We start from the raw sequence: 14,490 nt of genomic DNA on the forward strand, positions 1-14,490 counted from the left end.
CCGCAATATGACGCAGTGGTGCCGGCTTCAATGTTACACCCAGCGATCACCACGTTGCGTGCTGTCACACCTGCAAAAGCCGCTTGAATGCCCGCCCGATACGCACCCTCAACAACCGTATTTTCAATCAGTACCGTGCCGCCTGATACGGCATTTTGGCAGCCATGCCGACCGCCGCGTAGCCAGCACCCGCGTATTGTCTGGTTTGATACCGCGCTGCCGGTGTTGATCAATGATGTTGTCGGGCTGGTGCTGGTGCCGCGCACTTCGATATTTTCAATCGTGAGCTTAGCCGAGCCGGTGCTTGGAATATTGATCCCACCACCAGCTGATATAATTGCGTGCGGCGCGGTTGGGTCGGCCGGGTCGAACTCGAGGCCCGCTGCTGCGCGGATCACCAGCTCCATTGCGTAGTTGCCTGACGTAGCCAGGCCGGTACTAAGCCCGCCTGTTGTGGTGATAATCTCGCCGATATAGCGATCGCCGGCGCCGCCTGTGCGGGCGGCAAACCAAGTCTGGTAACTGGTGAAATCAGCGCCAGACCCAGACGCTCCGATCGTCTTAATTACATCAGCCATTAACGCACCGCCTCATATTCTGCACGGCACGCCATTAGCGCGGCTCTGTGCTTGTCAGCATATCCAGCCAGATTTGTTGCTCTTTGCTCAGCGCGTCCGAACAGCTCGGCGAGCACCAAGGCGTCTGTGGCGGCATTTGCGCGTGCGGCGACAGCGCCGGTATTACCGGCTTGTAACAGACGTTTGCGGGCTTCGATGGCGTCGTGCAGCCGGCCAGACAGCTCAGCGCTATGACGCTCAGCAGCGGCAAGCGCATCCCGCCGCTTTTCAGATTCAGCATGTGATTGCTCCAGTTCGGTTAGTATCTTGGCCTGATCGCGCGCTGCGGATTCAGCAGCGGCTACTTGTGCGTGGGCATCTGCCAGCATGTGGCTGTCCCAGTCGGACTGCCATTTTGAATCGACCGCATAAGCGCCAATCGCAATCCCGGCGCACCCGTAGAATACCAGCGCAATCAGCTTTGCGCGCAGGCTGATCATGTTGTGGACTCGCAAAGTGCGCGCTCCGCAGCCCGACGCCGCACCAGCCCCATAAGTTGCTTGCCGCCCGCAGTGGTCCAGCGGCTAAGTTCTTTGCATGCGCCTGGCGCGTCCCCCGCGTTTAGTTTCTTTGCCATAGTCGACTCGCAAAACTTTCGGATGCCGACATTATACGCGAAAGAAACGAAAGCTGCTTTCTGGCCGGTTGTCATTTCTGTTTTTACGCACCGCATGACGCCCTCAGCATGCGCAGCCAGATCGTATTCCAGCAGTGAGTCGCATTCCTCTTTAGTGTACGGCCGGCCGAGCTGGGCGGTTAGCGTATGCCCGGCGCAGGCTGTCACAATGCCGACCGGGTCTTTATAGCCGCGCAGTACCATGCCCTCGAATTCTGGCACGAATGCGCCTAAGGCTGTGGCGGCCGCCGCGCCTACCAGTGCGATCAACTTACCTTTAGCCATGTTCAACCTCCACCGGAACGAGCGCGCGGAATTGCTCTTGACTGTCGAAGCGGTACCGGTAGACCTCCAAGTCAGGAACGCCGGCGAACCCGTGCGACGGGCTGGCAGGCGTTACCAAGTAGCTGTCAGCGCCTTCAATCGGCTGCAGGCTGTCAACGTGCCAGCCGGGAAGCGCCAATTCATTTTCATACAGCGTGCCGAGTTCTTTAATGTCCATTCGTTGCGCTCCGCATTGATTCGACTACCTCGCCAAAGGTGCCGACAAAGATATATACCCTGAAGTGATACGAGCCGGACGGGTTTGCGTACCGGTAAACCGTGTTCCACTTTACCACTCTTTCCGGCGTGAACCTCCATCGCCCATACCCTGCGGTCGGCCAAGCGGCTTGCGGCAATTCTGGCGACCAAGCGCCCATAGCGTGCTGCCCGTCTGGCGTTGTAAAAATAACCGGCAGCGACTGCTCGCCAGGACCATCTGATAACGCGCCAATCGACTGCGTGACCGGGTTGTAAGTCCAGAATACTGAGAAATTCTCAGGCATGTAGCCGGTCAGCACCTCGAAGGTCGCGGAGCTGTGCGATTCGTTAGCCGGCGCATTGAACTGCACTGAGTATTCAATCTTGTTGTCTGCCAGCACAGTAACACGCTTGTTCAGTGTGTGCTGGCTGATATATGCGCCGCTAACTGGACGCCAAAATGCCATCTGCGAATAAGTTGCCAGCGTGTCAGTGGTGCGCCAAGATGCGATCAGCCGGCTAGTTGACCGCGACGGGTTCACGCCGTCAAGCTCTGAGCCTGCCTCGGTCGGGTTGAACGCCTCGCCCAGCCCACTGAACGAACTGGCGCTCTGCAGCTGCCTGCCGTGGTCGTAGTCGTCTACATACTCAACGCCTCGAAGAGTTACGCTGCACACCGCGCCGGCGTCGTGCGTGCATGTTTTGACGGTTAGTTGTCCATTACTGATAGTGATTGCCGACGGTGGCGCTGCTGCCACACAAAACGGAATGAGTAACGCGATTAATTTAATCATGCTGTGATCGCCTGCAGTTCTGCGTTTGTTAGGCCGCGCGGGATGAAAGTGATCCTCGAAACAGTACCGTTAGCCGAGTTAGCCAGTGTGGCGGAACCCTCCCAAGGTGCGCTGCCGATTGTAGCCCTGACCATGCCGGCCGGCAATGCAATTGCGGAGCTACTAGTACCCGAAATAGCCCCGTTAACCGCCGCAGCAAAATCGCCGGACTTAACGCGCACTGCTATTTTTACCGGCGTGTCGGTTGTGTGAGGAAGGCTCAGTACCGGAGCTGCGGAACCGGAAGATCGCAAGTTAAACTGCTTACCCGCGAAGTAAATACAGTTGTCGAAAGTATTACCAAAGCCAAAAGCGACCGTGTCATCAATCCATTTACCCTGAATTATTATCGTGTACTCAGTCAGGGTGCTGGCGAGTTCTGCTAAGTTTGCGATAGTCGTGAACGCAGCAAGGCGCGTTACTTGCGCCGAGGTTGTTGGTATGTAGCTTGTCGGCGCAGGACCGGATTCTAGCTGCGCGCCCCATAAAACAACAGTCGCTGCATTCTCCGCATCTGACCGTATATTCATGCGCACGACTGCCGTATCTGCGACATACGATAACCAAACTCTAAGCCATCCGTTTTGTTGCGCTTCTACGCCGTGACCGACAAGTGCTCCGTACGTTGACGTTACGGCGCCCGTGGCCGGATTAACAACAATATGCCTACCCGCGCCAGTATCATCACGGACCATAAGGCGAGTTATGGTTCCAGCTTTAATATATACAGATTGGCAGTAAGTAGCGCCAACCGTGGCCGTTGCCGATTGATTTAAGCTGACACCATTGTTCGTTGTTAGTGTGTCGGCAGTCAAAGTCCCATCAGGTGCGGTTGTCGTGTTTGGTGCTATAGTTGCGCCCGCTTGTTTAATCCACGAAGCGTTATCAAACCCATTGGACTGCAGCAGCAAATTTGTACGCTGTTCCTCGCAAAGCAAACCAAGCGCATTGCCCGTCGCAGCATCATAAGTGATGCGCGGCGTGTTGATTGCGGCGCTGCCTACAATTGTCGGCATTTGATATGTGGCCGTACTGTTGCGCGCCGTGGTAATGGCTGTTGTCAGCGCGGTTAACTCGGGGCCGAATGCGCCATATACGTTGTGTCGGTTTGTCGCAAAGTTCAGATCCAGCGTTGCGCGTTGGAAAAGTTGGGCGACCAGATCCGTTGTTGCTTTTGATTGAACGCCGAGCAAGGCATTTACCGCAGCAGCATCAGCGCCCGCGATCACAGAACGCCCAAAGGCTGACAGGTCAGCAGCTGCCGCCGCATCCAAACCGGTAAAATAAATGATCTTGTTTGCCGCAGTGGTAACGCCCGCTAGTGCTGTCAGCGTGGCGTCTGCAGCCTGTGCGCTTAGCGCAGTTCGCGCTGCCGCGGCGTCAGCTGTGGCGATCAGGGTCCGGCCATATGCCGTCAGATCCGCAGAAGCCGCCACATCAGCGCCGGTGAAATAGATAATTTTGTTCGCAGCGGTAGTTACCCCCGCGAGGGCGGCTAAGGTCGCGTCCGATGCCTGAGCGCTCAATGCGGTGCGCGCCGCTGCTGCGTCTGCTGCGTTTATCAGCGATTTGCCGAATGTTGTTACCGCCACTGTGCTGAATGCGTTTGCACCGGTTCGCTCTACCAGGCCATTTGTCGTCAGCTCGCCGATCGCGGTCTGGTTGGCAAGTGCATTCTGGATGCGGTTGACGATATTTGGAAGCGACTCGTAGCTATTCCAGCCGATCAGCTTGTCCGTTGTGGTTGGCTGGTCCCAGTTTGCCGCCAGCGTGATGGTGCTGGTTCCGCTAACCGGAGCGGTGCCGCTGATTGCCGTAACAATGCGTCGCGTGCCCAACTGCAGCACAAAGCCCGGCACGATAAAAGAACAGTCGACATTGCCAGTTACGGATATAGTCGGGCTACCATTTGTGGCGGTTGCGCTGGCGCTTTCAATAGGGTTGACGGGATTTAGTGCCACAGGTTACTCCAGTTTGTTCTCGAATGTTCTGATACTAGCATTTCGCTGAATGTAAGTGAAATTCGGCACGCTTCCGCTAAATTCAAAAGTGCCTTCGTACTGATAGTTTTGAATCCCCGCGCCGGGTGTCTCTGACACGTTGGCCGGGAAGTTCAGAAACCATTCTGTCCGATTTAGCTCAGCGTCGTAAATACCAGCAGCGGCCACAGTAAACTCTGCAATAACGTTGCCCCACCGGTACACTGTCCCCGTTGCGTAAAGTATAACGCTGCTGTAATCGCCGCCAGTTGTGCGTCCGCGCGCAGAACCGCTGCAAGTGACTTGTATTGGCTTGCCGGCGCTATCATGGCCCAATGCACTGGCAAGCAGCTGACCGGTCGTCGTGTTACTGCTGCCCGATTTGGTCTCAATGATCTGCCCACTGAAAAAGTCGCCTTTAATAAACCCGGTGCCGTTGCGCTTAATCCAAAATAGGCCGTTTAAGTCGGTCTTTGACCCGCTACCGATCCACACCAGATACGTGCCGTCGTCGTAGATCTCTGTCCGCACGCCGCTGCCACTGTCCGTTACTAACCGGCCCTGTATGCCAGCGTTCACCATAGTGCAATCGTTCATTGTGGCGTCACGCATCACCACGTTGCCGGCGGCGTCGACATAGAACAAGCCGTTCGTTGCGTTTTTCGTTCCGGTGCCGTACCAGAATGGGAAAGGCCCGCTGCCCGACATCTCCGCACGGTAGCCGCTTGTTGCGGTTTGGAATGTGGCCGCCACAATGTCGCCGGTGTAGATCCACTTGTTGCGCCCCGTGTCCCAGTACAATTGCACAGTTCCGCCAGTGTCGCTTAGGCGTAAAGTATCCGCCCGAAATTCCAGCGTATTGGTCGCGCCGTCTGCCACGATCCCGGTGACCCGCGTAACGCCTGCCGTCGTGCTACTAACGCCCAAGAATGCCCGACCGAACGCGAACCCCTGCGCCGGGTCGAAGACAGTCTCGAGTATCACCGCGGCGCTGGCTTCGTTGCCCGGACCCGCGATTGCCGTTTTCAAACCGTTAACCGCAGTTAGTGCGCCGTTTGCCGTTGACTGCGCCCCGTTTGCAATCGTAGCAGTGGCGGCGAGGCCGGTCGTTGGGTTGTTGACCGTGTTAGTGATTGACGTTGCCGAGGACAACGCATCCTCCGCAGTCGACTGAGCTGCGCTTGCGATTGAATAGGTGGCGGCAAGGCCGGTAGACGGATTATTTACTTGGCCCTGCACGCTGCTTGCTGCGGTGGCCGCACCATCCGCCGTTGTCTTAGCAGTGTTGGCCAGCGTATAGGTAGCCGCCACGCCTGTAGTCGGATTCTTTACTGTACCCTGCAAAGCGCTGATCGCCGTGCTGTTGCCGGATACATCGCTGGCCACTTCGTTAATCTGCCCGATAATTGCCGTGTCGTCTGCTTGCAGCTGCAATATCTGACTGGCGCGTGTAGATGTTTCGGTGGCAAGGGCATCACTAACGTTTGTGATCGCCGCCTCGTTGTCGCCAACCGCAGCGGTCAGCGTCGATACTTGGCTGGCGCGCGTGCTGGTCTCTGTAGCCAATGCCGTGCTAACGGTCGTGATCGCGGCCTCGTTATCATCAACAGCGGCGGTTAGCACTGAAATGCTGGTTGCCGTGGCGCTATCGAGGTCCGCAACGGTCTGGTTTATGATGATAATGCCCGCAGCGTTGTCGTTAACCTGTGACTGCAGCTCTGTGATGTCGGCAGACACCGCGCTATCAAGATCCGCAACTGTCTGCTGCAAATTGGTGATGCTAGAAGTATTGGCTCCTACGGCTGTTGTCAGCGTGTTGATGCTGGTAGCGGTGGCGCTGGTTAGGTCTGCCACAACCTGATTTGTGGTGACGATGCTTGCGGTGTTCACGCCTATAGCCGCGCTCAGCTCTGCGGTTTCTGTCTTGCGCTGCTTTGTCTCAGTGCTTAGGTCAACGCCGGTTTCAAAGTTGCTCATTGTATTTGCAAGTATATCCAGAATAGACACTCGCGGATCTTCGCCAACTGAGTCATTTACCTCGTCGATCCGGTCTGTGATCAGCTGATTTACTTCGATAGTCGTCGGGTAATCGACCAGCGATGCGTCCACAATGTCTTGCAAGTCGCCCTGCACTTGCTCCACGACGCCCGGCAATATCTGGCCCGCGATGTCCTCGCCGATCAGGTCGATGATGTCGGTGCCATCTGCTGTCGTGGTTGCGATAGTGCTGGCCCATGATGAAGTGCCCAGCGCGTTAATCGTCCGCGCATATATCGTGTACTCGGTGGCCGGTGACAGCCCCGCAAATACCATTGAAGCGCCGCGCCCGACAATCTGCGATGTTGATCCTATAGCGAACTCGAATGTGGTTCCAAGCCCGATGCCAGCCAGCACCGGGATCGCCGTGATGTCGAAGTTTCCGACAATCGTGCTGATGCTGCTCGGTGGCACCGGTAGCGCCAGCGTGAAAGAGATTGTGGCGGCCTCTGATGGGAAGCCGATCGTGCTGATTGCGCGCACTTGGATGCTGTATGAACCCGTATCGAGCTGCGGGATCACGTAGGACTGGCCGACCGTTTCTGAGCGCTCCAGTTCAGTGGTGCCGGTGAGCAGTACGACAAGGAACCGACGCACAAAGGCATTATCCGGATAGCTCCAGGTTAGAGTGCCGCGGGTTGCCAGCGTTGGGTCTGGCGTGATGGTAAGACCGGTTGGCGCCGGAATGTTGGCCGGGTCTCCCAGATTGGTGCCGCCGATAATCTCAGAGTATTCCAGATCAGACCACGGGTATATCGCGTCGTCGTGCTGTATCGCGGTGATATTGATCAGATAGTCTTCGCGGTACTCTGTGGCAGCCACACGAAACTCTTTATTAATCCATCCGCGGTTTTCTTCGGTGATATCAATGATGTCTCCGACATCAAGCTGCAACGCTTCAGGCGTGGCAGTAAACTGCACAGACTCAGCATTGCGACTGGCTTTTACTGCCACCTCAGCAAGCTGCAGCGCTTCGGCTTTATACACTGTGTATTCAGCCGTGATCACCTTCTCGAGATTCAGCCCGTTATCTTCTGCCAGCCACTGCGCGTACAGAGGATCATCAGTGGCAGGGTAAAAGCATTCGTCCATCTCGTATTTGTTTTCGACGTTCGGGAAACGTACCACGACGCGGTTAAACCGGTCTTTAATGCCTGGCAAGGTGCTGGTAATTGAACTGACGATGTTGTCGGCGTTAAAGCTGTAAACCGGATTGCCTTCAATCTCAGTGCCAATTTTAAGCCGGCCGTCTGAGTCCGGGAAAAACCCCCGGTATGCGTTGGCGATCTCAGACACGTTATCAAACAGCGTGCGCCCGGTGTCGATGATGTTGTTATGCGTGAACCGTTTGAAGTTCACAACCTCAGCAGGCCCACCGGTGCAGGTATAAACGCCGTCAACCGTTTGGCAAATTTGCGTGTCAACTGTGGCGGTTTCGTTAGTGTCGCAGATGTTGGCAACGGCGATGATTGACGCCAGATCGATGTCAGCATCAGTCATGCCGAGGCCGTAAACTGTCGACCGCAGATAGTCGTAAAGATGCAGCGCCGGATTTTCAGTGTAGCCTGTAGCGCTATTGCGCGGATCCAGACACTTTTTGCCCTTGATTATTACCGTGATCTGCGGCTCGCCGTTCCAAATTGTGCCGTCTTTATCCTGCCGGAAAGAAAATATTGCAGTGGCCAGGCCGCGGTAATGACTTTCAGTTGCACTCCAGCGATTAAACACTGTGCCTGAAGTCAGCGGGTTTTGCTCAGGCGTACCGGTAGCCAGTTGGTAGTTGTAATAGCGCAATCCATCCTTGGTCCAGCGCGGGTCATTCCAACTCACACCGTTGAAAAAGAACTCTACGTAGCTGTCGATTTCTCCTTGACAGAATACGCAGAACACATGGTAAACCTCGTTTTCTAAACCGCCAGGCTCGTTACTGACAGCCCGGTCAACGATGATTGCGCCGACCTTGCGAGTACCGTAGACAATTGGGATCGGGTAGTCTGAGCCAATGCGCTGGATCAGCATGGCCTGCTTATCCGGCATGTCAGGCGTAAGCCACTTTTTCAGCTTACCAATCAGCAGGCCTGAAAGCGCCCCGATTGCGATGGCGATCCATCCGCCAAAGAATGAACCGACTAAACCGCCAATAACGCCGCCAGCTAACTTTTTCAGGAAACCCATTATTTACCGCCCCAGCGCAGATCGTCGCCTGCTGATTTTGAGTTAATAAAGCTCGTGCTGCTTGGATAGAAACGCTGATAACTGGCCTGAGTTGTCCGGATGCCGCGCACGGCGTCAAACTGGCTCATATAGTTTGACAGCTGCACGCCGATCCCTGCTGTCACGTCGTCGTCATCAACCGCGTATGTGTCAATTCGCATGGTAGTTGTAAGCAGTGCGCCGATCACTTGGTCGTTATCATCGCAGAGAACATGCCGCAAAATGACTTTTCTGCCGATCGGGTTGTTGGCCTGGAATAGCGCCAGAATAGACTGGTCAACAAGTGAGATCTGGAATGTGCAGGTATTAACGCGCAGTTCCTGCTCCTGCTTTACCGTGCCAGTTCCGAGAAAATTACCGCCGGCAAGAAATGTTTGACCACCAAAAACAATGTCGTGGTTTGCCGTGGTGAGTCGCACGGTACCGGCAGCCAGTTGCATTTCTACCAGCTCAGTGCGGGCACCTTCACGGATCGCTGCGAGTATTTCCGGGCTGTAATTCTTCAACCGATCACCTCAATGAATTTCAGATTGCGCGTTACCGGGATCCGGTTTCCAGTGCTGCCAAAGCCGTTGTTAGGCGCGCCAAGTTTGCAGTGCACTTGTACGTCGTTAAATTTCACAGTCTCACCAGATGCCACCACCCGGATTAAGTTTGGCTCAAAATTGACTACGTTACCGGACAAAGACGTGACGCAGTACAATTTCGTGTGACCGGCAAACTGCATGTATAACCCCGGCTCTATGCCGGTAACAGATGCCAGCGTTACCGCTCTCAGTCCGATAGCAGCGCTTGCCGCTGTGCTTTTGTCTGTTACTGGCGATTCGCCGTAAAAAGGCAGTGTGATTTGCGTCACAGTGGCCCCGCCTCGCAGACTGGTAATGTAGGCGTTTGCGGCGCGGAATTTATCAGGCAGCACCCGGCAGGTAATTTCAATTTCATAACGCTGGCCAAGTGTGCGCCGCGTCAGAAACTGCTTGCTGCGAGTGTCAGAGCTGATCAGGCTGACATTATCAGTCACTGTCAGCCCGTCAACGATAATGTCGGCATATGGAAACTGAGCCATTAAAGCGTTCTCCCTTCAGAAGCCAGGCCGATCCGAACGGCGTTTAATACAGCCTCTGGCTGTCCTGCCATTATCGCCTCAAAGTCGGCTTCCTGCGCGTAAATTGTTGGATTGTAGTTGATCACAATACTGCTGCCGCCTGCCTGCTGCATATCGCGGTTGCTGACTACTTCGCCGCCGCGGGACCCAGGTAGCAGGTATTGCCGGTTGCCTTGCTTCAGAATTTCCGGCCGGCCGTCTTCCGTTACCGGGTACATGCCGCCAGCCTGTACCGGGCCGCCGTAAAGTTTGCCACTGCCTGCGCTGTATTGCTGGCCCTGAATTTTCGCAATCTGAACCGCAGCCAAAGCGCCCACAGATGCAGCTAAGCCGACATTGAGCGGATAAGGGATCAGCGGGTTAGCCAATACGTTTGTGATGGCCAGCGCCGCGCTGATTGCTGCCTGCGCCGATGCCAGCATTTTGTACTGTTTAAATGTTTTCTCGCCGCCTTCTTTGGCGACGTCGGCCAGATTACCAAACAGGTCGCCGAAAGCACCAAGCGTTGATTGCGTCGACTGTTGCGCAAATTGCCGCCGCTTCTCCGCCCCTTCATTTGCTATCCGGGTAAGCTCAGCCTGCTTCTGGTCTTCGACAGCTATAATAGCCTCTGCTGCCTGCTCTGCAGTGATTAGCTGCAATGCCGTGTCACGCTGCAGTACCGCTATTTTTGCCTCAGCTTCCGCCGCAGCTTTTGCGGCCGGGCTTCCGTCTCCGCCAGATATAATGCCGCTGACATTGGCTTGAGCTTTGTTTTTCGCATCGATTGCGGCCAGCTCTGCCTGCAGTTCTCTGTCAAGCTCTGCGCGTGATTCTCGCTGCAATTCAAGCGCGGCTTTTCTCTGCTCGTTATTCAGTTTCAGCGCTTCTTCCAGCTGGAAGTGCTTAACAATCAGATCTTCAATCTGCTGCGGCAGCCGTTCGCCTGCTTTCAGACCCAGCGTTTGCGCTGCGGCATATTTTCTGGCGGCCAGCTCTCCATCAGTGATTTTCAGCACTGCGGCTTGCAGTTGTGCTACCAGCTGCTCTGTGGCGTTTGTTGAATCTTTCAGGCCATCTTCGAGTTTTCCGGTTACGTTAGCGCCGGCAAGTTCCTGTCCAACTCGTGCTTGCAGATTGCCGATATTTCTTAGCTCTGCTTCAGCCAGCTTTAGACGCGCCGCATATTGGCCAGCAGCCACAGCTGCGCCCTGACTTCCTTTGGCAGCCTCAGCAGAATAAGTCGATACTGCGCTGCGCAAATCGGTAACTACTTTCAGCTGCTTTTCGTATTGCGTGTTGAGCTTGCCTAATTCAGCCTGAGTAAACGCAGCCTGGCTGGCCTCGTCTATTTCTGAGTAGCGTTTTTTGATTTCTTCCAGCTGCTTCTGCATTTCCTCTGGCAGCTCTTTCATGGCGCCAGATGCATTTTTCAGGCTGGTGTAAAGCACTCCGCCAATCGCTGAGGCGATAGCAATAACGGCGCCCAGCACCGCGCCGCCTGGGCCAAATGCGCCGGCAAGCTGCGAACCTTGCTGTCCTAGAATGACAAACGCGCTTGTACCGGCCTGAGCCTGCACTGCAACGTCCTGTAATTGAAAACCCAGGTTGCCGGCAACGCCGCGCATGGAATTCATTGATCCGCTAGCAGCCTGAACTGCTGATGCGGTTTTCGTCATATTGGTATTAACTCCGGCAGATGCTGTACCTACTCCTGCCAAGTCTTTTTCCATTTTGTCAGCAGTAACGCCGATTGCCTTGCCGGCCTGAATTACGCCTGCGGTGTCGACGCTGGCTTCTATGTACACTGATCCGACTTTATCAGCCATTTATCACCCCGGCAGTTTGCCCAATCGCACCAATAATTCGCGGGCCTCGTCTTGGCTCATGCGGTTTTTTTCTTTCTCTGACAGTGGAAATTTCGCATCAAAAGCGCGCTGAAATTCGATCATGGTCATCTGCCATGCGTCAGTTAATCCAAGCCCTAAGTGCGCCACAATGACGCCGACATATTCAAGCGGATCAAACGGCTTCTGGCTTTTGCTGCTGCGGTGTTTCACCCGGTCGGCATCTGGCTCGCCGGCAATACCTGAAATCATCAATGCTTGTGCAATGCCTACCATTGCTTCGAATGTTTCAGCGCCATCAATCCAGACGGTTTCAGACAGTCCGCTCGGCAGCTGCTGCACCTCTGGCTTACCGAAAATGCCGGCCGGAAACTCTTTATCTGAGCAGCAGCAGATCACCTTTTCGCAAGCATAAAGCTCGTGCATTACCGGTGGCAGACCTTCCAGCATTCTGCATTTTGCAGAGATAACCAGCTGCACAGTTTCTGCAATATCTTCAGGCGTGCCAATTTGCTGCAGGTTATATAGCGACGGGCGCAGCGTGTAGCTTTGCCCGTCAACGTGTACGCCAATTTCACCGATTGCGGTGTTCGCCATTGGTTACGGCGCCGCAACTGCTGTAACGATTGGCGCTTGCTGGCCAGTCCATGACATTGTAAATGTCGCTTTGTCATCGTCAGGCGCAGAAAAGCTAAACTCAGTCAGCAACACGTACATTTCTTCGGTAACAGTAGCGCCGGCGGTTGGGCCTGGGCGTGTCACTTTGATCCATGCGTAAGGCTGGCCAGATGTTGGCGCGTAGAAATACGTTTCAGTTGCGACGATGTTGTACGACGTTTCAGGCAGGTAAACGCCGTCTGTGCTGCCGTCAACTGATAGGTAAGTTACCAGCGTTTCGCGCACGTTACCTTCAGAACTGCGGTTAGTGACATCTGTAGTGTCCCAGCTGCCGTTTTTCTCCAGACCTTTAGTGCCGCCTAGCAACACATAATCGTCATCAGGCGAAACCGGTTTAGGGATAACGCCATTCACTTTTGCGCGGGTGTCTTTACCCACTAAAATTTCAATTGAACAATCGCGGCCCAGAAATGCGCCCATGATTCACCTCTTAAGTATTGGATAAAATACGAATATCAAGGCTGTACGCCTTTCTGTTGTTTTGGCTGTCAAAGTACGGACCGCCTACGCCTGCGATCAGCTGAATGCCGAAAGCTGAACCTGTTTTGTACTCAGCAATCAGAAACTGCCGGACTGTCTCGCAATCGTCACGGCACTGCTTAATATCTGCTGCGGATGGATTGCCTTTGGTAAACAATAGAATTTTACAGCCGTCTTGGCTGACGTACTGGTCAGCTTGGCCGCCGTCGCCCATAGTGAGCAGTATTTTTTTCGTCAGGTCGCTGAACGGAAATGCTGCATCGTCGCGGTACGGCGCGCCAGAATAACCAGTGATGCCGGATCCGGTCAGTATGTGCTGGCGTATTGTGTCGGCTGTCATTGTCACCGGCTGAATTCCTCTTTAATTGCGCGCTGCACTTCTGGCCATGCCTCTTCTAATCCGATGTTCAGCCAATCTTGCCTGGCGCTTGGATTGTAACCGCCAGACATGCCGCTCGTCGGGTAGTTGGCCGCGCTCATTCGCATAGCTCTATCCTCTGGCGTTTGCGGCTTCCAACCATCCATCTTTCCGCCAGGCTTCGGCGAGTGCAGAGGCAGCGCGTAAGCGGCAACGAAACCGATTCGCCCAATCGTCAAGCCTTCCTGCTGCTTAATCTCTTTGAATCGACTATTCAGCAAAGCCCCGGTATCCAGCGGTACATATTCAAGGCTGCGATTCTCAATCAGCGTTAGGCCGACATACAAGCCGCGCTCAGCCGCTTTTGGCACTTTGTCGCCGACTAGCGTCTGAATGTTTTTCTTCAGCTCGTTAACGCCTTTGACCTTGTTTTTTGCCACTTTGCACCGCCAATTTATTGACTGTTCGGCGTCAAATTATTGGCTAGTTTAGCGCCGTTTCTGGCCTGTGGCAAACTTGTGCAATTCGCCTTGATTTATTCTGATTCGTGCTTTACATTGTGAGCTATGGCAAATTATATTTAATCGGTGGCTTATGACAGTCGTCAAAGTCAGAGTGAATAAAACGGGCAAGATTATCTGCGTGAAAGAGTGGCAGCATGGCTATACGGACGCGTTCGGTAATTTCTATGCCAGGTCAGAAGTTAAATTTTTGGAGTCGGAGAAGTTATGAAGGAATTAGTTATTGGAGATACGCCGGCGCAGCTCGGGCAGATTCAAGCCGCCGACGCGATGATGATCGACGGCAAGGTCGTGGCTAAGGCTGATTATCTGGCACTGACCGCGCAGGTTGCGGTGCTTAAATCGCACATTGCCAAATTTGCCGAATGCAACTCAGCGAACAAAGTCTCGTTATTGGAGATAAAAGGCAAGGAACTTTTGCTCGACACACCACCTGCCTGTCTCGCGCAGGTGCGGGCTAAGGCTGTTAAGTCCGCCATTAAGTTCTGCAATCACTACATGGCTTTCCCTGTAAATCGCGGCAATATTGCGGATAAGGTTATCGCAGTCGATGATCTGATCATCTACGCCGAGCGCATCCAGCAAGGCGGTGCAGGGTGATTACTTTCGTTTGTGCAATTGCAGAACACTTTATTGGTGCAAATTTTACAGGCTGGCTGTACGTGCTGCCTGCTTTCATGGATCTTGCGTTAATAGGTCGCGCA

Annotated in this window: 15 protein-coding genes; 1 reads left to right on the forward strand and 14 read right to left on the reverse strand. The window is 54.4% G+C overall.

The features are described from left to right. The 14 genes from ACIQ2X_RS16720 to ACIQ2X_RS16785 form a co-directional block, all read right to left on the reverse strand. Positions 1–578: hypothetical protein (locus tag ACIQ2X_RS16720; protein ID WP_396180150.1), on the reverse strand; the 578-nt coding region annotated here is incomplete at its 3' end. Continuing rightward, complete coding sequence (locus ACIQ2X_RS16725; RefSeq protein ID WP_396180152.1) at positions 578–1,057, reverse strand: DUF2514 family protein; 480 nt, start codon at positions 1,055–1,057, stop codon at positions 578–580. The genes ACIQ2X_RS16725 and ACIQ2X_RS16720, both read right to left, overlap by 1 nt. Beyond that, positions 1,054–1,518 carry a lysozyme gene (locus ACIQ2X_RS16730; RefSeq protein WP_396180153.1) on the reverse strand — a complete coding sequence of 155 codons (465 nt, stop codon included), beginning with the start codon at positions 1,516–1,518 and terminating at the stop codon, positions 1,054–1,056. The genes ACIQ2X_RS16725 and ACIQ2X_RS16730 overlap by 4 nt, the downstream gene beginning before the upstream one ends. Then, entirely contained in the window at positions 1,511–1,735 is a 225-nt protein-coding gene (locus ACIQ2X_RS16735) for a hypothetical protein (RefSeq protein ID WP_396180154.1), read from the reverse strand. Before ACIQ2X_RS16735 ends, ACIQ2X_RS16730 begins: the two co-directional genes overlap by 8 nt. After that, positions 1,725–2,549 (reverse strand): hypothetical protein, encoded by an 825-nt coding sequence (locus tag ACIQ2X_RS16740; RefSeq protein WP_396180155.1) that lies wholly within the window; start codon positions 2,547–2,549, stop codon positions 1,725–1,727. The genes ACIQ2X_RS16735 and ACIQ2X_RS16740 overlap by 11 nt, the downstream gene beginning before the upstream one ends. Continuing rightward, positions 2,546–4,549, reverse strand: a complete 2,004-nt coding sequence (locus tag ACIQ2X_RS16745) for a hypothetical protein (RefSeq protein ID WP_396180156.1) — start codon at positions 4,547–4,549, stop codon at positions 2,546–2,548. Before ACIQ2X_RS16745 ends, ACIQ2X_RS16740 begins: the two co-directional genes overlap by 4 nt. 3 nt (positions 4,550–4,552) lie before the next feature. Beyond that, the gene (locus ACIQ2X_RS16750) at positions 4,553–8,779 is read right to left on the reverse strand and encodes a phage tail protein (RefSeq protein WP_396180157.1); all 4,227 of its coding nucleotides are present in this window, start codon (positions 8,777–8,779) and stop codon (positions 4,553–4,555) included. Further along, the gene (locus tag ACIQ2X_RS16755; protein ID WP_396180158.1) at positions 8,779–9,324 is read right to left on the reverse strand and encodes a hypothetical protein; all 546 of its coding nucleotides are present in this window, start codon (positions 9,322–9,324) and stop codon (positions 8,779–8,781) included. The genes ACIQ2X_RS16750 and ACIQ2X_RS16755 overlap by 1 nt, the downstream gene beginning before the upstream one ends. Then, positions 9,321–9,884 (reverse strand): hypothetical protein, encoded by a 564-nt coding sequence (locus tag ACIQ2X_RS16760; protein WP_396180160.1) that lies wholly within the window; start codon positions 9,882–9,884, stop codon positions 9,321–9,323. The genes ACIQ2X_RS16755 and ACIQ2X_RS16760 overlap by 4 nt, the downstream gene beginning before the upstream one ends. Next, on the reverse strand, positions 9,884–11,731 hold the full coding sequence (locus ACIQ2X_RS16765; RefSeq protein WP_396180161.1) for a hypothetical protein: 1,848 nt from the start codon (positions 11,729–11,731) through the stop codon (positions 9,884–9,886). The genes ACIQ2X_RS16760 and ACIQ2X_RS16765 overlap by 1 nt, the downstream gene beginning before the upstream one ends. Before the next feature lie 3 nt (positions 11,732–11,734). Beyond that, positions 11,735–12,346 carry a DUF6246 family protein gene (locus tag ACIQ2X_RS16770; RefSeq protein WP_396180162.1) on the reverse strand — a complete coding sequence of 204 codons (612 nt, stop codon included), beginning with the start codon at positions 12,344–12,346 and terminating at the stop codon, positions 11,735–11,737. Between the two features lie 3 nt (positions 12,347–12,349). Continuing rightward, entirely contained in the window at positions 12,350–12,847 is a 498-nt protein-coding gene (locus tag ACIQ2X_RS16775) for a hypothetical protein (RefSeq protein ID WP_396180164.1), read from the reverse strand. Positions 12,848–12,857: 10 nt separating this feature from the next. Continuing rightward, entirely contained in the window at positions 12,858–13,247 is a 390-nt protein-coding gene (locus ACIQ2X_RS16780) for a hypothetical protein (protein ID WP_396180165.1), read from the reverse strand. Positions 13,248–13,249: 2 nt separating this feature from the next. Then, positions 13,250–13,705: a hypothetical protein gene (locus ACIQ2X_RS16785; RefSeq protein WP_396180166.1), complete on the reverse strand. Its 456-nt coding sequence runs from the start codon at positions 13,703–13,705 to the stop codon at positions 13,250–13,252. Between the two features lie 288 nt (positions 13,706–13,993). Here ACIQ2X_RS16785 and ACIQ2X_RS16790 point away from each other — a divergent pair, with 288 nt between their 5' ends. Continuing rightward, positions 13,994–14,386: a hypothetical protein gene (locus ACIQ2X_RS16790; RefSeq protein ID WP_396180167.1), complete on the forward strand. Its 393-nt coding sequence runs from the start codon at positions 13,994–13,996 to the stop codon at positions 14,384–14,386. Positions 14,387–14,490: the final 104 nt, after the last annotated feature.

This window comes from Flavobacterium sp., from assembly GCF_044368625.1.
Lineage (GTDB): Bacteria > Bacteroidota > Bacteroidia > Flavobacteriales > Flavobacteriaceae > Flavobacterium.